The sequence below is a fragment of the Streptomyces prunicolor genome, assembly GCF_045162825.1.
In the GTDB taxonomy this organism is placed as follows: Bacteria; Actinomycetota; Actinomycetes; order Streptomycetales; family Streptomycetaceae; genus Streptomyces; species Streptomyces prunicolor.
The window spans coordinates 2,318,428-2,340,773 of sequence record NZ_CP108676.1; the positions used below are offsets into that span (position 1 = coordinate 2,318,428).

Here is a 22,346-nt window from a genome sequence, read left to right on the forward strand (position 1 = left end):
GCCCCTCAGCAGGACCGTCCACCGACTGTACGGCGCCGTTTCCCCTCGGTGTCAAGGAAGTCCACACTGTGAGCAGTACGTCTCATCTTGGTTGACGCCCCACCGGATGCCTGTTCCACTTATCCCATGCATTCGCAGCAGTGGCTGGTCAAGCGCTCCCACATCGACCTCGGTCGAGTGTGGTCCTCTTCCTGTTGAGCTGACCCACTGCGCGTCCCGGTCGCCTGAATCTCCCTCTGGCCGTGCGCTTCACGTGTTCTCCCGCTCCACCCGTTCCGCCTTCACACACCCCTCCCCTCGGGTTCCGTCCGCACTTCCTCCACCACGCCTACCGCGTCAGGGCGGCCGTACGCCGTCGTGGTGCCGCCCGGACCCCGATCACCCGGTCCATCAGCGCCCCCAGCACGTCCCGTACGGAATCGCGGTTCCGCGCGTCGCACTCCAGCACGGGCACATCCGCACCCAGCCCGAGCGCCTCCCGGACCTCGTCCACGTCGAACCGGTCCGCGCCGTCGAAGCGGTTCACCGCGAGAACGAACGGCGCGCCCTGCGACTCGAAGTAGTCGACCGCCGGGAAACAGTCCTCGATCCGCCGGGTGTCCACGAGGACCACCGTGCCGAGCGCGCCCTCCACCAGGTCGTCCCAGAGGAAGGAGAACCGGTCCTGCCCGGGCGTCCCGAACAGATACAGCGCGATCGTCGGGTCGAGCGTGATCCGCCCGAAGTCGAGGGCGACGGTCGTGGTGGTCTTCGCCTCGACCCCCACCAACGAGTCGACGCCGACGGAGACTTCGGTGATCGCCGCCTCCGTGTCGAGGGGTTCGATCTCCGAAATGGCCCCGATGAACGTGGTCTTGCCGACCCCGAGGCCGCCGCTGACCACGATCTTCACGGCCAGCGGCACGATCTTGTCAGAGCGCCCGGACATGGTCCCTGATCCTTTCGAGCATCGGGAGCGGCAGCTCCGCGGGTTGCCGACAGGCGAGTTGCCCGGCGACGACGAGGTCGGAGATGAGCACCTTGGCCACTCCGAGGGGTACGCCGACCCGGTGCGCCACCTCGGCGACGGTCGTCGGCTGTTCGCACACCGCGACGATGTGGCGCCGCTCGAACGTGAGCGACGGATCCGGCACGCCGACGGCGACGACCAGCGTCTCCAGCCGCAGATCGGCCTGGAGAGGCTCGGACCGGCCGCCGGTGATGATGAACGGCCGGACGAACGTCGCGTCCTCGTCAGGTTCTACGTCCCTGGGCTGTTCACCGTTCACCGTGGCAACGCCTGCCGTAGATCGGCGATGAGCGTCGGGGTGAGCAGATCACCCGCCCGCTCCGCGAGCACCGCCATCTCGTAGCCGACGAGGCCCAGTTCACCGCTGCTGTCGGCGAGGACGCCGAGACAGCTGCCGTCCCGGATCGCCGAGACGAGCAGGAAACCCCGGCCCATCTCGATCATGATGAGCTTGACCCCGTCGAAGCTGTACCGCTTGGACGCGCTGCGCGCCAGGCTGCTCAACCCCGAGACGATCGCGGCGAGATGGTCGGCCTCGGTCCGCCCGAGCCCGTCCGACACGGCGATCAGCAGCCCGTCGGAGGAGACGGCGACCGCGTCGCGTACGCCGTCGGTGCTCTTGACGAAGTTGGCGAGCAGCCAGTTGAAGGTCTGCGAGTCGCGCGGGGTGTCGACGGTGGTCACTTGGCGGCACCCTCGTTCTGTTCGGCGGCCTTCTTGGCCTTCTCCTTCTCCTTCTCCACGCTGATGCCGCCGCGCATGTGGGCGCTGCGCAGAGTGGAGAGCATTCCGGAGACTTCCTCGGGGCTGCGGTCGGTGGTCGGTCCGGTGGGCGCCGGGCGGCTGGGCCGGTCCGTCTCGGTGACGGCCTCCGAGATCGCGCTGCGCTGGGGCCGCTTGACGAGTCCGTTGCGGGTACGGGATGCGGAGGTGCCGCCCTTGGAGCCGGAGGCCTTGCTCTCGACGGCGGGCTTCGACCCGGCCGTGACGGTCACCGGCTCCACGGCGTCCTCCTCGTTGCGCGGCGCAGGCAGCACCGGCTTGTCCGCGGCCTTGCCCTGTGGGGCCTCCGTCAACAGCCCCGCGGGGATCAGCACCCGGGCGACCACACCGGCCGCCGGTGCCTCGCCGAGCCGTACCTCGATGCCGCACTTGCGGGCGAGCGCGCCGACTACGAAGTGGCCCAGGAACCGGGTGGGTTCGGCCATGAAGCTGGCGGTGCCGGACAGTCGTACGTTGGCCTCGGCGAGGGCCTGGTTGTCCATGCCGAAGCCGTGATCGACGATCGCGACCAGATAGCCGGCGCTGGTACGCCGCCCCTCGATCTCCACGTCGGAGTCCGGCGGCGAGAAGCTCAGCGCGTTCTCCACCAACTCGGCGAGCAGATGGGCAATTTCGACCACGACCGAGCCGGTGACGAACGCGGGCTCGATCCGGCGCAGGGTGACCCGGCGGTACTCCTCGACCTCGGACAGCGCGGCGCGCAGCACGTCGTTGACGGCCAGCGGCGTGGACCAGGGACGGGGGCTGGACTCCCCGGCGAGCACGAGAAGGCTTTCGGCGTTGCGGCGCATACGGGTGGCCAAGTGGTCGAGTTCGAAGAGATTGGCGAGGGTCGCGGGGTCGGCGTCCTCGTGCTCCAGCTTGTTGATGAAGCTGATCTGACGGCGCACCAGGTTCTGGTTGCGACGCCCCAGGCTCACCAGCGAGTCGGTGGCATTGCGCCGCAACACGGCCTGTTCGGTGGCGAGTTCGAAGGCGGACCGCTGCACCCGGTCGAACGCGTCGGCCACCTCCCGCACTTCGGCCCCGGCCCGGTCGGCGACGGCCAGCGCAGCGGGCGGCTGCGGCGCCGCCCCGGACGACCCGTCCTGTACGGCGGCCACGGCCTGCGGCAGCCGGCTCCCGGCCACCTCCCGTGCCTGCCGGGCGAGTTCGACGAGCGGCGAGGAGACGGACCGTACGCAGTCGAGGGCCAGCGCGCCGAGCGCGACGACCGTGGCGAGGGCGAGCAGCAGGAACAGCAGCAGGTCGCGCTGGGCCGAACTCTCCAACTGGGCAGCCCTGTTCTCGACATCGGTGCCGAGGGTGATCTGGACGTTCCGCATCCCGTTGATGGTGGAGGTCATGGCGTCCCACCAGGCCATGGGCGGGATCGCGCTCGCCTTCAGCTTCCCGGTGCCGTGCACCGCCTTGCTCTCGTACGCCAGCGCGCGCTCGGCGTCGGGCGTGGTCAGGGCGGTGTTCAGGCGCCGTTCCTGGACGGCGGTGGCCGACCGCGGGAAGGCGTCGAGGGCGGCGAGGCGTCCGGCGCGGATCTCCATGAACCGGCTGTAGTCGTCGCCGCGGAACTTCCCGGCGCGTACCGAGCCGAGCACGATGGCGCGTTCCTCGCCGGTGAACTCCTTTGCGTTGCCGAGGACTTGGAGTGCCTGGTAGGCGTCGCGCAGCTTGCCGTCGTGGACGTCTTCGAGGCCGAGGTCGAGCCGGTCGAGGACGGTGATGGTGTTGGTGAAGTAGTCGAAGGTGTCCTTCACCACGCCGCTGCCGTCGTCGGCGCCCTTGCGGATCCCGGCGAGCCCGTCGAGCCGGCCGAGGGACTCGCGCACGGAACCGGCGGCGGAGTCCTCACGCCCCTTCAGGGCCACGTCCAGCTGCTGGCGCGCGGCGTCGGTCGCCTTGCGCTGCGTGGGCAACTTGGCGCTGAACTGCTTGACGCCGCCGACGTATCCGGTGGTGAGTCCGCGCTCCTTCTGCAGTTCGTGGACGAGTCCCTGGAGGGTGATTTCCAGGCGGGCGCTGTCGGCGGTCGCGGAGGCGTTGCGATAGGCGGAGATCTGGTCGGCGGCCGCGATACCGAGCAGGGCGAGCAGGACCACGAGGGCGAGGATCAGAATCCTCAGCAGCCTGGTGCGGATGCTGGTGGTCGCTTTTGTTGTGACGTCCACTGAAGTGCCTTAAGTGGGTGGCGAGTTGATCGGGTTCGATCAGGCTCGATCAGGGATCGAACCTGGGGCAGAAATGGTTCTGCTCCCGCCCAACGACACGCACGGCACACCGGTCACCGGATCATGTTTTTGTTTTACCACCCTGAAACAGGGACGGTCCGACCTCGCAGGTCATCCATGATCCCCAAGTGCCGCGTATACAACGGCAGTGACGACCCGCCACGGTCAACAGATCACGACGCTTGGCATATTCAGCAGTCGCAACACGACAGACATTCACAACATTCGCAGCATTCGCACGCGTCGCAGCACGAGCAATCACAGCTGGAACAGCACCCCTCGCGCCGCCGCCCCGACCACGGCCCCTCGAACTCGTCGGCGCAGCACACCTTGCAGGTGCAGCACAGCCCGAGGGCGACAGCGCACCCGGCCCAGAAACCGCGCCTGTCGGGCCGCGGGGGCTCACCGCCGTAGGGATTGCCGTCGTGCCGCGGATCGCCCGGCAGGTACGGAGTCCGCGGCGGCCCGAAGGCACCCTGCGGCTCTGGCACATGCCCGTGCCCGTGCTCGACCCCGGCCCGGGCCCCGGTCCCGTGCCCGCAGGACTGGGTACCGAAGGCACGGTCCACCGAGCGGCCCAGTTCGTGCGCGAGGAGCAGATGCGCCAGCTTGCCGTCGGTGCTGTGCCTTTCTGGGGAGACCCCAGACCCCCAGGCCATCTCCCGCAGCGCGAGCCGAATCCCGTGCAGCGCGTCGTCGGCGAGCCGCCGGGCCTCGGTGAGCGGGGTGCCGGTCGCGGTGAGGGGATTCCAAGCACCGGCCGCCGCATCCGCCTCCCTGTCCTCCACGGCGTCCAGGAGATGCGCGAGCCGCCCGAAGAGGCGTCCGGCCTCGGCGAGCGGTACGGCGTTGCCGGGCCGTCCGGCCAGGAGCGCGGTGTGCGCGAAGGCGGCGGCGGTGGCGGTCTCGGTCGGTTCGGTGACGGTGAGGATCGGCGTACCGGGCCCGGCGAGCGTCTCGATGCCGAGTTGCCGGTCCACGGCGTCGACGAGGACACCGGCGTCGAACCCGACAGCGGAACCTGTGCGTGCCCCGGCCCGCCCCCAGCTCCCGGCGACCCGCCGCGCGGCCAGCGCCACCGGCCTGCGGGCCAGCAGCCCGTCCCGGTCGGCGACATGGTCACGCACCTTGGCGGAGGCGAGCACCAGCGATACGGCCGCCGCGAGCCGCGCCCCCTCGCCCTGCGCGACGGACGCGGTCCGCATCCCGCGCAGGGGGCAGGGCCCGGCCGTACGACGCCATCCGCCACCCGCCCGCTCGACCTGAGCCTCCGTCAGGACCGAGAGGAGCAGACCGTCGTAGTTCGTGACAATCCTCGCGAACTGCCCGTGGTCCCCGCGCAGCGCGAGACACAGCCCGCACAAATGCGCCATCCACTGGGACTTGAGGTTCTCACCGAGCCGATGACTGCAAGGCCGGACCATTCCGAACACGACAACCCCCCGTGGCGTGAACGACATCTGACTGGGCATCTGGAGATCGACAGGGCAGCTGACCGGGCGTTGAGCAGCCGCATCGCATCGACCACCCCGTTCACCCGTACGCACCAGCCATCACCCGGACGCCGCGAAGAATCATATTTCACTCCCAGTCAGCAGCCCTGTCCAGCAACACCCTTGATACACAGGGGCTCTCGACGTATTGGCTGTGCACCAGTAGCGTCACAAACCCCCCGCGCGGCGTCTATCCACTTGGCGCGCGATCCGCATCATGGATGACCATAGGGATGTGGAAAGCAAGTAAGACCGCTGTGAGAGGAGGCGTCCATGGGATCGGTACGCAAGGCGAGTGCCTGGCTTGGGCTCGTTGACGACAACGATGACGAGCGTTATTACGACGACGACTACTCCGAAGGGACCGAGCAGCCCGGGGATGCCTGGGTCACGGATCCGAGAGTGAAGGTGGCCGAGGACGTCGCCGAGGTGAAGGGCCGACGGATCGGCACGGTCACCCCGGACAGCTTCCGGGACGCCCGCGCCATCGGTGAGCTCTTCCGGGAAGGGGTTCCGGTGATCGTGAACCTCACGGCGATGGAGGCGACCGACGCCAAGCGCGTGGTCGACTTCGCCGCCGGTCTCACCTTCGGCCTGCGCGGCACGATCGAGCGGGTCGCGAACCGAGTCTTCCTGCTGACCCCCGCCAACACGGAGATCGTCAGCGGCGACCCCGCCGTGCGCCGTGAGGACGGTTTCTTCAACCAGAGCTGAGGCAGGGCCGCTTACCGGCCCTGCCTCCCGCAGGGTTGAACAGGGCTTCGGGACTTCCTGTCGGTACTTCCTACCGGAAGGCGTCGAGTCCGGTGAGCGCCTTGCCCAGCACCAGCTGGTGCATCTCGACGGTGCCCTCGTACGTGAGCACCGACTCCAGGTTCGTCGCGTGCCGCATCACGGGGTACTCCAGTGAGATCCCGTTGGCACCGAGGATCGTCCGTGCCGTACGGCAGATCTCGATGGCCTCCCGTACGTTGTTCAGCTTGCCGAAGCTGACCTGCTCGGGACGCAGGCGCCCGGCGTCCATGCGCCGCCCCAGATGGTGGGCGAGCAGAATCCCCTTGTGCAGTTCGACCGCCATGTCGGCGAGCTTGGCCTGGGTGAGCTGGAAGCCGCCGATGGGCCGCCCGAACTGCTCCCGCGTCTTCGCGTACGCGACCGCGGACTCGAAGGAAGCGCGCGCCGCGCCCATCGCACCCCACACGATTCCGTAACGAGCGTGCGACAAACAGCCGAGCGGCCCCTTCAGCCCCACGACCTCCGGCAACACCGCGTCAGCGGGCAACCGCACGTCGTCGAGGACGAGTTCGCTGGTGACGGATGCGCGGAGTGACCATTTGTGCTTGATCTCGGGCGCGGAGAAGCCGGATACGTCCGTCGGTACGACGAACCCCCGGATCCCGTCATCGGTCTGCGCCCATACGACGGCGACGCCGGCCACCGACCCGTTGGTGATCCACATCTTCCGCCCGTTGAGCACCCAGTCGCCGCCGTCGCGCTTGGCGTAGGTGCGCATGGCGCCGGGATCGGAACCGTGGTCGGGTTCGGTGAGCCCGAAGCAGCCGATGACGTCACCGGAGGCCATACGCGGCAACCACGCCTGCTTCTGCTCCTCACTCCCGAAGCGATGAATGGCGTACATGGCGAGGGACCCCTGCACCGACACGAGCGACCTGATCCCGGAGTCGGCGGCCTCCAACTCCAGGCAGGCGAGCCCGTATTGAACGGCGGAGGCGCCGGCACACCCGTACCCGTCGAGCGACATCCCGAGCGCCCCGATGCCACCAAGTTCGCGAGCGAGCTCCCGGATCCCGGGCAACTCCCCCTTCTCGTACCACTCCGCGACGTACGGCAGCACCCGGTCGGCAGCCCACGTACGAACGGTGTCCCGGATCGCGAGGTCCTCGGGGTCGAGCAGATCGTCGATGCCGAGGGGATCGGCGGGGTCGAAGGGGGGCAACTTCGGGGACGCAGCCATGACAGAGCCTCCGGTACTAAAACTATCACCGCTAGTTACGACAACGGGCTCGACGTTACGACGACAGCTCGGGCACGTCCAGCACAGCCACAAGCCTCTCCCACCCGCCCACCCGCCCACCCGTTTACGGGCATCCAAAAGGTGACCGTCTCCGGCGGGGGCGGAACGCCGCGGGCGACCGCGCCCACGACCACAACCACGTCCGAGCCCCCGCAGCCCGCAGCCGCCAACGGCGAAGCACCCCCACAAGACGCGTCCACCCCTCAGTTGCCCGTAAACGGGTGGTGCGTGGGTGGGAGAACGTCTTTGGTCAGGCTGAGATGCGGGAGTCTGCTACTTCCCTGGGGGCAGGGACCGTGGCCAGAGGTGCCTCGCACTGCATCACTCGGGGCAACCGCAATGCCATCACTGCCCCCAGCAACAGCAACCCCGCGCTGACAAGCAACGTGACATGCAGCCCGTGCACGAAAGCGTGCCGAGCCGCCTCGCGCAGGGCCGCTCCACGCTCCCCTCCCAGCCGCCCGGCAACGTCGTACGCCTCGCCCAGCGAATGCCCCGCCGAGGCCGACGCGGACGCCGGTACACCGGGAACGGACGACAACCCGGGCGCGTACGCCGCGTTCATCACGCTTCCGAGGAGCGCGATGCCGATACCCGCGCCGAGTTGGTACGAGGTCTCGCCTATGGCCGCAGCGCCACCCGCCTGCGCCGGCGGCGCCTCGCTCAGCATCGACTCGTACGCCCCGAAGAGCGTCATCTCCAGCCCGAACCCGAGCAACAGGAACCCGAAGAGCAGCAGCCCGGTGTCGTCCCGCTCGCCCATCGCGGTCAGCGTCAGCACCGAGAACGCGGTCAGGCAGAACCCGAAGCACACCATCCGGCGCGGCCCGAACCGCCGGAGCATCCGCGCCCCGAACAACCCCGCCGCCATCGCCGCGAACGTCAGCGGCAGGAGTCGTAGACCTGTCTGGAGGGGCGACAGGCCCAGCACCAGTTGCAGGTACTGCGCCGCGATCAGCTCCAGGCCGACCAGTGCCAGCATCGCCAGCACGATGCAGCCCACGGACGTGCTGAACGCCGGCCTGCGGAACATCTTCAGGTCCACCAGCGGATGCGTACGGCGCCGTTGCCGTCGTACGAAAAGAACCAGCAGCACCGCGCCCACGAGCAGCGGAGCCACCGTCCACCCGCTCTCCACCGGCTCCCCGCCACCGAGCCGCTTCACGCCGAAGACGACGCCGAAGAGACCGCCCGCGGCCATGAGCGCGCCGACGACGTCCCACGGGCCGTTGCGGTCGCCGCGGGACTCGGGCAGCAGGAGCCGGCCGATCGGCAGGCTGATCAGCATCAGGGGGATGTTGACGAGGAAGACCGAGCCCCACCAGAAGTGTTCGAGAAGGAAACCGCCGAGCAGCGGACCCACCGCCGCGCCCACCGCCGCCACCGCGCTCCACACGCCGATCGCCACCGCCCGCTCACGCCGGTCGGGGAAGACCTGGCGGAGGATCGAGAGCGTGGCGGGCATGATCATCGCGCCGCCGACGCCGAGCAGCGCCCGCGCGAGGATCAGGACCTGGGCGTCATGGGCGAGGGCCGCGAGACCGGAGGCGACGCCGAAGAGGCCGTAGCCGAGGAGCAGGATGCGCCTGCGGCCCACTCGGTCGCCGAGCGTGCCGAAGAGGATGAGGAGCGAGGCGCAGACCAGCGGATAGACGTCGACGATCCAGAGCAGCTCTATCGCGCCGGGCTTGAGGTCCTCGGTGACGGCGGGCACCGCGACATGGAGCACGGTGGCGTCGAGCGCGACGAGCAGCAGGCTGACGCAGAGGACGACGAGGACGACCCAGCGGTTGGCACCGGCCCCGGCCGCCCGACGGCGCAGCGCTGCGGCAGCCATGGTCGTCCCGGACATGTACTACCTCCCAGATGTTCCCTCGCGTTCGGCGGGGCTCACGGGGTGGGGACTCCCCGTGACTGCGGCCGGAGAGGAGCGGTGTCTCCGACCCGCGCAACGAAGGCGAGTGAGCCGTCAGAGTACGCGAGTTCACGCCAATGCCACGTGGCGGACCTCTCACACTCTCCGGAGAACACGTGTGGCGTACACCACTCACCCTTCTGTGGACCACGCCCCGCCGGGCCTGCCGGTTCCGCCCGCCCTCGATAATCAGGTCCGTGACCGATCTTGCAGCACCTCTCCGCCGGGCGGCCCCGGCCCTCCTCGGGTACGCCGCCGTCCGCGCCCTGGGCCTGGTGGTGCTCGCGGTGTGGAGCGCGGCGCGCGGCAAGAGCGCCCACACCTTGCTGACGGCGCGGTGGGACGCCCTCTGGTACACCCGGGTCGCCGACCTCGGTTACGGCTACGAGGTCCGCCTCCCGAACGGCGACGTCCACTCGAACCTCGCCTTCTTCCCCCTGCTGCCCTGGCTGGAAAGGCTCATACACGCGATTTCCCCGCTGTCGTACGCCGACGGCGGTCTCGTGGTGAGCGTGCTCGCCTCGCCGGCTGCGGCCTGGGGGATCTTCGCGGTCGTGGAGCATGTCCACGGCCGTCGCGTGGGCGTGTGTGCCGTACTGCTGTGGGCCGTACTCCCCGTCGGGATCGTGCAGTCGATGGCGTACAGCGAGTCGCTCTTCACCGCGCTCGCCGCCTGGTCCCTGTACGCCGTCCTGACCGGCCGCTGGGTGACCGCGGGCGCCCTCGCTCTGTTCGCCGGTCTCACCCGGCCCGTGGGGCTCGCCGTGGTGGCCGCGGTGTGGGTCGCCGGTATCGCCTCTTTCGTGCGGGACCGCAGCACGGCGCCCGCGCCCAGCGCGCGAGTCTGGCCGCGCGCCCTCGGGATGGCGCTCGCGCCCTTGGGCGCCGCCGGGTACGTCCTGTGGGTCGGACACCGCACCGGCAAAGGACCGTTCGGCTATCTGGACGTGCAGGCGGGCTGGCGCAACGGTTTCGACGGGGGCGCCGCCTTCGCCCGTTTCGTCGGCGACAAGTTCACGTCGTTCCCCTCGGCCCTGGCCGGGGTGGGGCTGATCGTCGGGGTCGGGCTGGTGCTCTGGCTGTACGTCGTGGGCGTCCGGCAGGGGCAGCCGCTGCCCCTCCTGGTGTACACGGGGGTCGTCACCGCGCTCGCGCTGTGCGCGTCGAGCTACTTCGGCTCGAAACCGCGCCTGCTGATGCCCGCCTTCCCCCTGCTCCTCCCCCTCGCACTCGCCCTGGCGCGGCTGCGTACCTCCAGGTCAGCGTGGGTGGTGGGCGGTGTCGCGGTGGCATCGGCCGTGTACGGGGCGTTCTGGCTGAACGGATCCGGCCCGCCGTGATCCACTCAGCACGCCCATGATCCACTCGGCGTGCCCCATGATCCACTCGTCACGCTCCATGAGCGCCCGGCCAATTTCACCCCAGGATTTGGTGAACTAATTCATAAGGGCCATAAAACTCGACCCGGCATGATCAAAGGAATTGAAGGACGGAGCCGACCGAGATTGCGGAATCCTCGGAAATAAACCCGCCGCTGAGAGCTTTCCCACATCACATCGTCATCACAAAGCCGCTGATTCGACGGGGATCCACACTCACTCGCTGTAACGTCGATTGGGTGCGTACCGAAGGAAACCTCACCCGTCTGGACCGGGTGTTCGCGAGGCTGGACCGTGAACCTGAACGGCCGGCCAACATCGATGTGCCGAAGATGAGCCGGCACAGGGTCGTGCTCTTTGCGGCGACCCTGGCCTTCTATCTGGCCATCGTGTGGCTCGTCGTGACCACGTCCTGGCTGGTCCGGTTCGACTGGCAGGTCATGTTCTTCCGGCCGTACCAGCAGTGGGCCGGCATCCACTGGTTCGTCGACTACTACGTGGTCCTGGGCCAGCGCGGCCCGACCGCGGTGATGGTCGCGGCCTGGCTGGGCTGGCGCTCCTGGCGGCAGCACACGCTGCGCCCGCTGCTGACCCTGGGCACCTTGCTGCTGCTGCTGAACATCACGGTCGGCGCCGCGAAGCTCGGCATGGGCCGCCTCGGCCCGCACTACGCCACCGTCATCGGCTCGAACGAGATGGGCCTCGGCGGCGATATATTCCCCAGCGGCCACACCGCCAACGCGGTCGTGACCTGGGGAATTCTGGCTTATCTGGCCTCCACGCCGGCCGCCCGCCGCTGGCTGTCCGCCGCCTCCGCGGTGACCTCCCTCGGCGTCGGTCTCGCCACCGTCTACCTCGGTACGCACTGGCTGAGCGACGTCCTGCTCGGCTGGGCCGCCGGTCTGCTGGTCCTGCTCGCCCTCCCCTGGTGCGAGCCGCTGATCGCCCTGGCCGAGACCCGGATCTTCGACCTGCGCGACCGCTGGCGCGCCCGTCGCGGCCGTACGGCACCCGCCCCCGCGCCCGCCTCGCCGGTCACCGCACCGGTACTGCTCAAGCCGCGCGCCTCCTCGGGCGACGAGGTCCCGGCGGCCCGCGAGACGGTCACCGCGAGCCGCTCGGCCCGGCCGCCCGCCCATCTCGCCCCGGGCCCGCACACGACCCGCTCGGAGCGCACCCCGGTCACCCCGATCGGCAGCCGCCGTCCGCCGCACCCGGACCGCGTGGCGCGCGGCACCACCCCGGCCACGGCCGCCGCCCGTCCGGCGACGGGCGGCTGACCCCGCCCCGGACCGCGGGGCCGGTACGCACAACCCTCCCCGCGCATCAAGAAGGCCCCCGTTCCTCCAGCGGAACCGGGGCCTTCGTCGCATCTGCGCTCAATGCGTGCGCCGAACACGTACGCCCGACGTGTGCGCTCAGCCCTTCCAGGCGCGCGTCACCGTGCCGTTCTCGACCTCGAAGTTGAGCCGTCCCACGCGGAACTCCATGGTGATGATCGCCCCCGGCGGCAGCGACCGCACGCTCGACCAGCCGCGCTCCCGCGCGAGCCGCTCGGCCTCTGTCCCGTCGAGGCCCACATAGCTGTTCGGACTGTCCTGGGGCTCTGCCGGTGGAGTCGGAATGGATGCCATGCCCGCCACGCTAGCCCCTCTTCTCCTCTCTCCGTCCCTCTCCGGTCACACTTCTGTCACAGGATCAGGACGTGTGTTTTGTGCTGCATCCCTCACACATATGAGCGGTTCCGTACGTCTTCCGCAGGCATTCGAACGTAATTCCCGCCTGTCGGTCCGGCTCACCGAATAGCCCAACGGAAAGGTGCCGCGAGAACCGGCCGGGCGCCCCATTCCTTTCCGATTCCGTGCCGTACGGCGGAAGCTGACGCCGCATAAGAGTTTCACCGTTTGAGCACAGAACCGCCGTCGGCTCCCCGGCCGTGCCGGTCCAGCGCCCGGGACAGCCGGTCCCGGGCCGTCCTGATGTTCTCGGTCAGCCCGGCGGGCTCCAGGACCTCGAAGTCGAAGCCCATCATCATCACGTGGATCACCATCAGGTCGAGGTTCGGGGCCCCGGTCCGCAGCAGACAGGCGTCCGGTCCGTCGGCCTCCAGCGTCCCGGCGGACGGTGAGATCCGCTCGGCGGCCTCCTGGAGGGGGACGAGCAGCCGTACGACGGCGTGCGAGGCGTACGCGCGCGTGGAGACCCCTTTCGAGACGTACGCGGCGAGGTCCTCGGCCGGTGGTGTGCGCGGGGTGAAGCGCGGCCCGTGCGGTGGCCGGGGCGTGACGCGGTCGACGCGGAAGGTGCGCCAGTCCTCGCGGTCCAGGTCCCAGGCGACCAGATACCAGCGGCGCTCGGTGCACACCAGGCGGTGCGGTTCGACGCGGCGGCGAGTGGGCGTGCTGTCGTGGCTCTCGTAGTCGAAGCGCAGTCGCTCGGCGTCCCGGCACAGGGCGGCCAGCTCGGTCAGCACGGCCGGGTCGACGGCGGACGGCAGCGTGTTGTGCAGCATCGGCACGGTGAACGCGTTGAGGGCGCCCACCCGGCGGCGCAGCCGGTTCGGCAGCACCTGTTCGAGCTTGGTGAGGGCGCGTACGGAGGTCTCGCCGATGCCCTCGATGCCCTGCCCGGCGGCGGTACGCAGCCCGACCGCCACGGCGACCGCCTCGTCGTCGTCCAGCAGCAGCGGCGGCAACTCGGCGCCCGCGCCCAGCTGGTAGCCGCCACCCGTGCCGGGACTCGCGTTGACGGGATACCCCAGTTCCCGTAGCCGGTCCACGTCCCGGCGCACCGTCCGCGGGGTGACCCCGAGCCGGTCGGCCAGGTCGGCGCCGGACCACTCGCGGTGGGCCTGGAGCAGCGAGAGCAGGCGCAGGAGTCGTGCCGAGGTCTCCAACATGGTCGAAGTCTGTATCAAGGGCTGTACGGGAGTTGCGGCACATCGAAACAGGTGCCGTTCATGTCCCCTTGGGAGACCCACCCCTTGCCGTCCTGCCAGCGGGCCACCGACAGGCACGTCCTGCGTGTCGTCGGCGGCTTGGCAAGCCTCTCGAAGGACACGGGAACCAGCAGGCCGTCCGCGGTGTAGTTCTCGCTCCGGTTCATGAAGCCGTCGACGCACGCGCGTGTGATGCCTGTTCCCGCACACGACTTCGCCGCGTCCGTGAACCACATCGCGGCCGCCCACCCCTCCAACTGCCACTGGGAATGCGTCTTCAGCCCCTTCGTCGCGTCCCGGAACTCTCGTACGGCCGCCTGGGAGGTGTCGTCGAAGTCCCGGCTGGACCCGGTCGCCCAGAGCGCGTTGCGGCAGCGCGGGGAGTTTTTGTAGTCCTCCGGGACGGTGGATGTCCAGTTCTGTACGTTCGTCACCTTGGCGATGACCTTCGCGCCGACCTGGTCCATCGCCGCGCACAACTGGGCGTTCCCGTGCGTGTCGATGGCGTCGAAGACGAGGTCGGCGCCCTGTTGCTTCAAGTCGGCTGCCGCGGCGCGGAAGTTGGGCAGCGCGAAGTCGACCTGCTCGGAGACGACCTTGTACCCCTCGGCCTTCAGCCCCTGCTCGACGAGGCGGGCGTAGGCGGCGGACGCGGCCTGGTTGTACGACACGACGGCGGCGGTACGGGCGCCCTGTTCGCGCTTGAAGTACCGGTAGACCTCCGTGCCGCCGTACAACTTCCCGCCCCAGCCCGGAGTCCCGGCGCGGGGCGCGAGGCTGCCGTAGATGCCGTACAGGTGCGGGTACGTGTCGTAGGCGGCCCCGATGGGCTGGCCGCCGATGTCGGGCACGCGCGCGTGGGAGACGCGGGAGGCGCCCGCGTAGTCCAGGGCGGTGGTGGCGACCAGGGCGACGACGGCGTCCCCATCGGCCCCGTCGACGAGTTGGTGCACGCACGCGTTGTTGCCGACACCGCTGCCGCCGTCGTCGCACAGGCGCACCTGGACCGGGTGCCCGCCGATGCCCCCGCGCGCGTTGAGGCGGTCGAAGTACGCCTGGGCGCCGTCGCGGGGGCCGGTGAAGGTGTCGCCGCCGACCGGGCTGGTCGCGCTGGTGATGATGCCGACCCGGATCGGAGTGCCGCTACTGGGCGCGGGCGTACGGGAGTCGCCGTGCTCGAAGTCGCTCTCCGGGAGGCGGCTGCCGCAGGCCGTGCTCCCCAGGAGGAGCAGCAGCACCGCGGCAGCGGCCTCAGCAGTCCGCCCCGGGCGACTGCGAGGCATCGCCGCTCAACGCCACCAGTGCGCACAGGGTGTTGACGGACACCTTCCAGGTGCCGTCCTGTTCGACGCTCGTCCCGGAGGCGTTCGGGAGGGCGGTGGCGCCGTTCAGGGTGAGGCTGTAGGTCACGGTCGCCTTGGTCGCCGAGGTGAACTCGACCTTCTGGACGTCCGCTTGGACCTGTCCGCCGCGCTTGTCGCCGCTGAAGGCCTTCAGGACCGGGCCCATCTGCTCGCCGTTCTCCAGGACGGCCTGTTTGTCCGCGCTGGAGCTGGCCGGGTCGAAGAACGTCTTCCAGTTGGCCTTGATCCGGGTCGTCGCGGCGGCCGGATCCGCGGGCGCGGTCGCCGGTGCGCTCGTCGGCTGCTCGACGGACGGGGTGGGCGGTGGTGCGCTGCCGCCGCCCCCGCTGTCGTCGCTGCAGGCCGCCAGGGCCGGGCCGAGCACGAGGACCAGGGCGGCTGCCGCCGAAGTACCCCGTCCCCGCCGTGTGTTCGTTCGCCTGAGGTCGCTCCCGAGAACCATCTGGCTCACCGCCGGGTGTCGTTCCGGGCCGTGCTCGCCCGGTGTTTTCAGGTCAGGTGTCAGAAGGCATAGTGCAAGCCATTGGCCGGCATGGACAGACACCCGACGTGTGGGGGCCGTAAATGCGGACAGCCCGACTGCGGACCGTGCACCCCGCCCTGTGGGCCGGCTGGGCCGCGCTCGCCGCCGGTGCGGTCCTGTGCGTGATCGGCTGGTACGGCGTCTCCGGCGAGCGCTACGCGGAGCGCCAACTCCCCTACCTGGCCTCCTGCACGATCCCCGGCGCCGCGCTGATCGTCGCCGCCGCAGTCCTCCTCACCCACGGCCGCAGCGCCCTCGCCGCCGCGCGCGTGGAGGAGCTGTACGGCCTTCTCGTGGCCGCCGAACCCGACGACGTCGAGGAGTCCGCCCAGACCGCCGCGGCGCCCATGGCAATCAGCGGAGACCTGCTGATGGTGCCGGGCGGCACGTTGTGGCACCGCGCGGACTGCCCGTTGGTCGCCGGGAAGCCCGAAGCGGTGCCGGTGGACGCGAAGTTGGTGGCGAACGGCGAGCTGAGCCCCTGCCCGATCTGCGAACCCGCCGAAGCCGACGACTGACGCCCCCGATGTCCACCTTCACCTACGACCTCACCCTCGCCGGCCTCTCGATCGGCAGCGCCGCCGCGCTCACCGGGATCGGCCTGATCGTGACGTACCGGGCGACCGGCGTCCTCAACTTCGCGCACGGCGCGATCGCGATGGTGTGCGCGTACGCGCTGCGGCAGTGCGTGGTCGGGTGGGGCTGGCCGCTGTGGCTGGGCGCGATGGTGACCCTGCTCTTCCTGGCGCCGGGTATCGGGGTCGTGCTGGAACGGTTCGTCTTCCGGCCGCTGTCGGTCCTCGGCGGCGACCCGGCGCGAACGCTGGTCGCGTCCATCGGGGTCTTCGTGCTGCTGGTCGGCGGGGCCGCGCTGGTGTGGGGGCAGGGGGCGCGGGACGACGCGCCGGAGTTGGTATCGGCCGATCCCTGGGGGCAGTTGGCGGTGGTGCTCGTGCTGGCCGCCGGAGTCGGGGCGGTGATCCGCTGGACGCGTTTCGGGCGGGAGCTGCGGGCCGTCGTGGACGACCGCCAACTCGCGGTCCTGGGCGGCGTGGACGCGGACCGGGTGGCGGCGGCGGGCTGGGCGTTCGGGGCCTTCACAGCGGGCCTGACGGGCGTACTCCTCGCGCCGTACGTGCGCCTGGACCCGTACGGTCTGCCGCTGCTCGTCATGGAGGTGGTGGCGGTCGCGGTGGCCGCGCGGATGCGGAGCCTGCCGGTGGCCGTGGTGGTGGCGCTGGGGATCGGGGTCGGGCAGAGCCAGTTGACGCGGCTTCATCCGGCGGGCTGGCGTGGGCAGTTGGTGCAGGCGGTGGGCGCGAACCTGTTCGTGGTCGCCCTGTTGGTCGCGGCGCTGGTACTGCCCGGCCTCGGCGCCCGGGACGCCCTCCCCCGTACGACGACGGCGCGCGTCGCGACACCCCCCGGCGCCTGGATCGTGGCCGGGGTGCTGTTCCTCCTCCCCCTCGGCTTCGCGGGCTCGGACCTGCACACGTCGGTCCAAGTCCCGGCGCTGGGTGTGGTGTTGCTGTCCCTGGTGGTGGTCACCGGGCGCGGCGGTCAGCTCTCGCTGGGGCAGGCGGCGTACGCGGGCCTGGGTGCCCTGTTCACGGCGCTGCTGGCGGCGGGCCGCTTCCCGCTCCTCCCCCGCCTCCCCGAACTGGCCGCACTCGCGGTCGCGGTACTCCTGGTGGCTCCCCTGGGCCTGCTGACCGGCTGGCCCGCGATCAGCCGCCACGGCCTGTCCCTCGCCCTCGCGACCTTCGCGGTCGGCGTCGGGGTCAGCCGCTTCGTCTTCGCCCAGCCGTACGCCACGTCGGGCCTGTCGCTCGGCCGCCCGTCCGGCTTCGACGGCGACCGCGCCTACTACGCCCTCGAACTCACCCTCCTGGCAGCCGCGTTGCTGACCACCCACGCCCTGCGCAGGGGCCGCACGGGCCGCGCCCTCGCCGCCCTGCGCGACCACGAACAGGGCGCGTCCGCGGCGGGCGTCCAGGTCCCGCCCCTGAAACTCCTGGCCTTCGTCACGGGCGCCGCCCTGGCCGCCCTCGGCGGCGGCATGCTCGGCATGGGCGTACGCGCCTTCGACCCCTCGGCCTACGACCCCGTACGGGGTCTGCTGTGGTTCGCCGCGGTGGTCGTCCTGGGCGCCGACAGCACCCTGGGCGCGCTGGCCGCCGCGGCCCTGCTGGTCGGGCTGGACGCGGGGGCGCGTGGCGGGGTGGCGGCTGCGCTGATCGGGGTGTTGGCGGTGGGCGTGGGGCGGTTTCCCGGGGGGCCGTACGAGGCGTTGCGGGTGGCGGCGGGGCGGTCGCGAGCTCAACAGAGGGTGCGGCTCACGGTGTTGGGGGTGGGAGTGCGGAGAAAGCTGCGGCCCGTGTATGCGCGCGCAGGGTCAACGGAGACTGCCGGGCCGGGTGTTGTGCGCCAATCGGAGAGCGACGCGGGGCGAGCGCCTGGGGCGCGGAGTCTTCGGGGGCACGCTGCCGGGGCCGGGCAGCGGGGTGGATCGGGCGCAATCACACCTGCCCATGCGGGTGTTGCACATCCTGCCCAGCCCGACACCGGGTCGGGACACGCCACCGAGCCCGGGCATCGGGGCCAGGCGAGCGCAACGCCGGCTGATCACACGGACGTTGCGCGCCCGGCCCGGCACGACACCGGGTGGAAACACGCCCCCGCCCCCGGACGGACACCCACCCCACCCGTCCTCACCGCCCAAGCCCTGCACGCCCGCTACGGCGGTTTCACCGCGCTCGACGGAGTCGATCTCGTCGTGCGGGCCGGGCAGGTCACCGCTGTGGTCGGGCCCAACGGGGCTGGAAAGAGCACCCTGTTCCACTGTCTGGCCGGGACCGTGCGGCCCGCGCGGGGGCGGGTCCGGTTCGGCGGGCGGGACATCACCCGGCTGCCCGCGCACGCCCGGACCCGGCTCGGGATCGCCCGGACCTTTCAACAGCTCGCGGTGTTCCCCTCGTTGACCGTCGCCGAGAACGTGCGCGTGGGTGCCGAGCAGGGTCGGGTCGCCGAACCGGGTTCCGTGGAGCGGGCGTTGCGGCTGTTCGGGCTCGACGGGGAGGTACGGTCGCTGCCCGCCGCCGGGCTGCCCACCGGGACGCTGCGCCGGGTGGAGCTGGCGCGGGCGTTCGCCGGAAGTCCGCGTGTGCTGCTGCTCGACGAACCCGCCGCCGGACTCGACACCGCCGAAGTGGCCGCGCTGACCCTGGTGTTGAGGGCGCTGGCCGCCGAGGGCACCGCCCTGCTCGTCGTGGAGCACGACCTCGATCTGGTCGCCGACCTCGCCGACGTGGTCCATGTGATGTCCGCGGGTCGCATCGTCGCCTCCGGCCCGCCCGATCGCGTCCTTGACGCACCGGGTCCCCAGGAGACCCCAGCATGACCATCTCCCTGCGCCACGCGCGCGTGCGCTACGGCCCCCTCGAAGCGCTCCACGGCATCACCCTCGCCGCCCCCGCCCATGGGCTCACCGTGCTGCTGGGCCGCAACGGCTCCGGCCGTACAACCGCCCTGCGCGCCCTCGCCGGTACGGTCACGCTGTCGGGCGGCGCGGTGGTGTGGGACGGCGCCGAGGTGACCCGTATGCCCGCGTACGAACGGGCTCGCCGGGGACTGTGTCTGGTGCCGGAACGGCGGGCCGTGTTCGGGTCGCTCACCGTGCACGAGAACCTCGAACTCGCCGCGCGGGACTATGCCGTTGCCCTCGACGCGTATCCCCAGCTCCGCCCGCTGCTGCCCCGCCGGGCCGACACCCTCTCCGGTGGCGAGCAGCGGATGCTCGCCCTCTCCCGGGCCCTGCTGGCACGCGCGCGCGTGGTGCTCGTGGACGAACCGGCGCAGGGCATGTCACCCGCGGTCGCGGCGCACACGTACGAACTGCTGGGCGGGTTGGACGCGTGTGTGGTCGTGGCCGAGCAGCGGTTGCCGCCGGTGCTGCGCGGCCGGGCGGCGATCGTGTACGAACTGCGGCGCGGGACGGTCGTGTTCGGCGGCGAGGCGGCCGAACTCGCGTAACGGGCGCGCCCCCGCCCGGTCGGAGGACCGGGCGGGGGCGGCACGGGAGCGGCTCGGCTCAGAGGTCGTTCATCTCAAAGGCCGTCCGTCTCACAGGCGTTCGGCTCAGAGGTCGAGCTGCTGGCCGGGGACGATCAGATCGGGGTCGGTGCCGATGACGGACTCGTTGGCGGCGTAGATCTTCCGCCAGGTGGTCCCGTGCTCGGCCGCGATGCCGCTGAGGGTGTCACCCTCGCGGACGGTGTAGTCGCCGCGGGACGTGCCGCGCGAGGCGTTGTTCGTCCCGCGAGCCGGCGTCTCCGCGGGCTTCGACGGGGTCGCCTTCTTGGTCGACTTCTTGGTCGTCGACTCGGACGTCGACTCGGTGGTCGACTTCTTCGTCTTCGTCGTCGATTTCTCGCTCACCGTGCCGGAGGAGGCCGCGGGTGCGCTGCCGCTCGCTCCTGCCCGTGCCGAGCAGACCGGCCAGGCGCCCCATCCCTGGGCGTGCTGGACCTTGGTGGCCACGGCGATCTGCGCGGACCTGGAGGCCTGGTCGGCGGTGGCCGCGTAGGCCGAACCGCCGTAGGCGCGCCAGGTGCCGGCGGAGAACTGGAGTCCTCCGTAGTAGCCGTTGCCGGTGTTGATGTGCCAGTTGCCGCCGCTCTCGCACTGGGCGATGCGGTCCCACACTCCGCTGTCGGCCGCCGCGGCGTTGCCGCTTGCGGCCAGCAGTCCGAGGGGGGCCAGCAGAGCCGCCCCGGCGAGGACCGCCGTCGTACGCGCATGGCCCTTGTGCTGGGCCTTAGGAGCGTTCTCGCGAGTGGTATCGGCACATTCGGACATGTAGTTCCCTCTCCAACAACCCGGTTCCCCCAAGGCGGTTCGCGGCTTCCACGCATCCACGCGGTCCTCGCGCTCCTCCCCGTCCGCCGGAAGTGGTGCTGCTTGCTGGCTTGTTCGGCCGGCGGACGTACCCGAGCGGTGCTCGTTGCACACAGCCGAGGAATGTACGGAGGTGGACGAGCCGATGTCGACCAACTCCCCGTCCCCGCAGGCCAGTTCACTGTTACCGCGGGTATCGGCATTTTTCGGCCACTCGTTAAATTCTCTTATTTCGTGATTTCTCGACCAGTTGCCGACAAACGCTGTGACCCGCTTCACGTGGCCAACTCCCTTGACCTTTCTCAGAGTTGACATGGAGTGTCCATTTCCGCACCGACTGTGACCATCCGCTTCGGTTGGTTCGATTCGGTTCGCTCCGGGGCGTGACTCCCGCCACAGGTCCTCCGTTGTCTTCTTCATGAGCCCGGGACCCACCGGGCACCGCATTCCGAGGGAGCCACCCGTGCCGCGCATGCTCGACGTCAGCGACGACGTACGCGCCGAGATCGGCGACGAAGAAGCCGACCGGCTGCTCGCCGGAGACAACGCCCCGGGCAGTTACGACTGCACGTCGTGCCGCACCCAGGGCGACTCCGATCAGGAGCGCACCAGCACCGTCCTGTTCATCGGCGACGAGACCGCCGTCCTCGCCTTCGCCCACGCCACCTGCCTGCCCTCCCAGATCGTCCAGGTCACCGAGGAGCAGCTGCAGGGCGCCGTCCGCTCCATCAGCGGCAACACGCACGCCCCGGCCGGCGCACCGGAGAAGGCCGCACCCGAGCAGGCCGTGCTCGGGGTGACCAGCGGACTCGTGCTGATCTCAGGGGAGTTGCACCCCGCCCTGGTGGTCGAGCCGACCGCGCCCATCGTGCGGCCCGGCTCGACCGACACCGGGGACGACTTCCTGCCGCTGCTGATCGAGCAGGGCTTCATGCCGCTCAGCGAGATCACCACCGTGCCGCCCGTGCTGCACGGCTGGTCGGTGCTGCTCGCCGCGGGCCAGCTGCACGCGGTGCTCCAGCCGAGCAGCAACGGCGGTTCCCCGGTGGCCTGGTGGCAGGCGCACCAGGCGCTCCAGGTCACCGACAGCTGGCGGGCCGCCGCCAACAAGCACCAGCAGGTGCTGATGTTCGCGGCGCCGGTCGGCTCGATCGGCCGCCAGCCCCGCGAGGACCTGCTGCGCAGCGCGCTCGACAAGGCCGCGGCGAACGGCCAGTTGGTCGGCTCCGCACTGCCGCTCGCGGGCACCTGAGCCGCATCCCTTCAGGTCACGCGTCGTTTGGACATACGTGCACGCATACGACGTTCCCCGCAGCCGGCCCTATCAGTCGATCCCGTCCTCGCGATCGGACCGGGACAGCACCGGCGGTCCATCGGCCACGCCGATCTACGACCGGCTCTACTCGGAGTGGGTCAAGACCTTCCGCTCGCTGCCGGGCGACCGCAGCGGCGAGGAGGAGCTGGGCTTCACCGCCTTCGGGCACAGCCCGCACAGCACGGGCTCGTTCAGCGGCGGTTCGTTCAGCAACGGCTCGTTCGGCGGGGGTTCACTCGGCGGGGGTTCGTACAGCGCGTACAGCGCGGGGGCCTACAGCGCCCGGCAGCAGTCGCAGTGGCAGCGCGTCGGGCAGCTCGGCCACGCCGGGCAGCAGCAACAACAGCACGGCCACACCGGGATGCACCACATCCCGGCGGCCCTGCCACCCGGCCCACGCCGAGGCATCTGAGCGGCACGGCACGGCACGCACACGAAGAGGGCGGCCCCTGTACCAACAGGGGCCGCCCT

Annotated in this window: 20 protein-coding genes; 8 read left to right on the top strand and 12 right to left on the bottom strand. The window is 70.6% G+C overall.

Annotated features, from left to right (window positions below; translation table 11 throughout):
- Positions 1–328 precede the first annotated feature (328 nt).
- From OG588_RS10360 to OG588_RS10380, 5 genes are all read right to left on the bottom strand, one after another.
- On the bottom strand, positions 329–928 hold the full coding sequence (locus OG588_RS10360; protein ID WP_019059288.1) for an ATP/GTP-binding protein: 600 nt from the start codon (positions 926–928) through the stop codon (positions 329–331).
- Positions 912–1,268 (bottom strand): DUF742 domain-containing protein, encoded by a 357-nt coding sequence (locus OG588_RS10365; protein WP_019059289.1) that lies wholly within the window; start codon positions 1,266–1,268, stop codon positions 912–914. The genes OG588_RS10360 and OG588_RS10365 overlap by 17 nt, the downstream gene beginning before the upstream one ends.
- Positions 1,265–1,693 carry a roadblock/LC7 domain-containing protein gene (locus OG588_RS10370; protein ID WP_405947028.1) on the bottom strand — a complete coding sequence of 143 codons (429 nt, stop codon included), beginning with the start codon at positions 1,691–1,693 and terminating at the stop codon, positions 1,265–1,267. The genes OG588_RS10365 and OG588_RS10370 overlap by 4 nt, the downstream gene beginning before the upstream one ends.
- Entirely contained in the window at positions 1,690–3,957 is a 2,268-nt protein-coding gene (locus tag OG588_RS10375) for a nitrate- and nitrite sensing domain-containing protein (RefSeq protein WP_405947029.1), read from the bottom strand. The genes OG588_RS10370 and OG588_RS10375 overlap by 4 nt, the downstream gene beginning before the upstream one ends.
- 251 nt (positions 3,958–4,208) lie before the next feature.
- Positions 4,209–5,450, bottom strand: coding sequence for a DUF5685 family protein (locus tag OG588_RS10380; RefSeq protein ID WP_405947030.1), 1,242 nt, complete (start codon positions 5,448–5,450; stop codon positions 4,209–4,211).
- Between the two features lie 333 nt (positions 5,451–5,783).
- Here OG588_RS10380 and OG588_RS10385 point away from each other — a divergent pair, with 333 nt between their 5' ends.
- A complete protein-coding gene (locus OG588_RS10385; RefSeq protein ID WP_019059292.1) occupies positions 5,784–6,224 on the top strand; it encodes a cell division protein SepF in 441 nt (146 codons plus the stop codon).
- Positions 6,225–6,294: 70 nt separating this feature from the next.
- Here the strand turns inward: OG588_RS10385 and OG588_RS10390 are convergent, their stop codons facing one another.
- Both OG588_RS10390 and OG588_RS10395 read right to left on the bottom strand, forming a co-directional pair.
- Positions 6,295–7,485, bottom strand: coding sequence for an acyl-CoA dehydrogenase family protein (locus OG588_RS10390; RefSeq protein ID WP_405947031.1), 1,191 nt, complete (start codon positions 7,483–7,485; stop codon positions 6,295–6,297).
- Positions 7,486–7,795: 310 nt separating this feature from the next.
- Positions 7,796–9,397, bottom strand: a complete 1,602-nt coding sequence (locus OG588_RS10395; RefSeq protein ID WP_405947032.1) for an MFS transporter — start codon at positions 9,395–9,397, stop codon at positions 7,796–7,798.
- Positions 9,398–9,657: 260 nt separating this feature from the next.
- Between OG588_RS10395 and OG588_RS10400 the strand changes: the two genes are divergently transcribed.
- Complete coding sequence (locus OG588_RS10400) at positions 9,658–10,800, top strand: hypothetical protein (RefSeq protein WP_405947033.1); 1,143 nt, start codon at positions 9,658–9,660, stop codon at positions 10,798–10,800.
- A 278-nt stretch (positions 10,801–11,078) separates the two neighbouring features.
- On the top strand, positions 11,079–12,119 hold the full coding sequence (locus tag OG588_RS10405) for a phosphatase PAP2 family protein (RefSeq protein WP_405947034.1): 1,041 nt from the start codon (positions 11,079–11,081) through the stop codon (positions 12,117–12,119).
- A 138-nt stretch (positions 12,120–12,257) separates the two neighbouring features.
- Here the strand turns inward: OG588_RS10405 and OG588_RS10410 are convergent, their stop codons facing one another.
- From OG588_RS10410 to OG588_RS10425, 4 genes are all read right to left on the bottom strand, one after another.
- Entirely contained in the window at positions 12,258–12,473 is a 216-nt protein-coding gene (locus OG588_RS10410) for an I78 family peptidase inhibitor (RefSeq protein ID WP_026150789.1), read from the bottom strand.
- Between the two features lie 263 nt (positions 12,474–12,736).
- Positions 12,737–13,738, bottom strand: a complete 1,002-nt coding sequence (locus OG588_RS10415; protein ID WP_405947035.1) for a helix-turn-helix transcriptional regulator — start codon at positions 13,736–13,738, stop codon at positions 12,737–12,739.
- A 14-nt stretch (positions 13,739–13,752) separates the two neighbouring features.
- Positions 13,753–15,060 (bottom strand): ABC transporter substrate-binding protein, encoded by a 1,308-nt coding sequence (locus OG588_RS10420; RefSeq protein ID WP_405947036.1) that lies wholly within the window; start codon positions 15,058–15,060, stop codon positions 13,753–13,755.
- The gene (locus OG588_RS10425; protein ID WP_405947037.1) at positions 15,029–15,583 is read right to left on the bottom strand and encodes a hypothetical protein; all 555 of its coding nucleotides are present in this window, start codon (positions 15,581–15,583) and stop codon (positions 15,029–15,031) included. Before OG588_RS10425 ends, OG588_RS10420 begins: the two co-directional genes overlap by 32 nt.
- 122 nt (positions 15,584–15,705) lie before the next feature.
- Here OG588_RS10425 and OG588_RS10430 point away from each other — a divergent pair, with 122 nt between their 5' ends.
- From OG588_RS10430 to OG588_RS10440, 3 genes are read left to right on the top strand one after another with little or no spacing between them, the layout of a single operon-like run.
- Positions 15,706–16,182 (top strand): hypothetical protein, encoded by a 477-nt coding sequence (locus OG588_RS10430; protein WP_405947038.1) that lies wholly within the window; start codon positions 15,706–15,708, stop codon positions 16,180–16,182.
- 8 nt (positions 16,183–16,190) lie between these two features.
- Entirely contained in the window at positions 16,191–19,064 is a 2,874-nt protein-coding gene (locus OG588_RS10435; RefSeq protein WP_405947039.1) for an ABC transporter permease subunit, read from the top strand.
- Positions 19,061–19,696 (top strand): ATP-binding cassette domain-containing protein, encoded by a 636-nt coding sequence (locus OG588_RS10440; RefSeq protein WP_405947040.1) that lies wholly within the window; start codon positions 19,061–19,063, stop codon positions 19,694–19,696. The genes OG588_RS10435 and OG588_RS10440 overlap by 4 nt, the downstream gene beginning before the upstream one ends.
- Before the next feature lie 105 nt (positions 19,697–19,801).
- Here OG588_RS10440 and OG588_RS10445 read toward each other — a convergent pair whose 3' ends face one another.
- A complete protein-coding gene (locus tag OG588_RS10445; protein WP_405947041.1) occupies positions 19,802–20,521 on the bottom strand; it encodes a transglycosylase family protein in 720 nt (239 codons plus the stop codon).
- A gap of 502 nt (positions 20,522–21,023) precedes the next feature.
- Here OG588_RS10445 and OG588_RS10450 point away from each other — a divergent pair.
- Together OG588_RS10450 and OG588_RS10455 are read left to right on the top strand one after the other, a co-directional pair.
- On the top strand, positions 21,024–21,812 hold the full coding sequence (locus OG588_RS10450) for a hypothetical protein (protein ID WP_405947042.1): 789 nt from the start codon (positions 21,024–21,026) through the stop codon (positions 21,810–21,812).
- A 37-nt stretch (positions 21,813–21,849) separates the two neighbouring features.
- A complete protein-coding gene (locus tag OG588_RS10455) occupies positions 21,850–22,287 on the top strand; it encodes a hypothetical protein (protein WP_366097822.1) in 438 nt (145 codons plus the stop codon).
- The last annotated feature ends 59 nt before the right edge of the window (positions 22,288–22,346 follow it).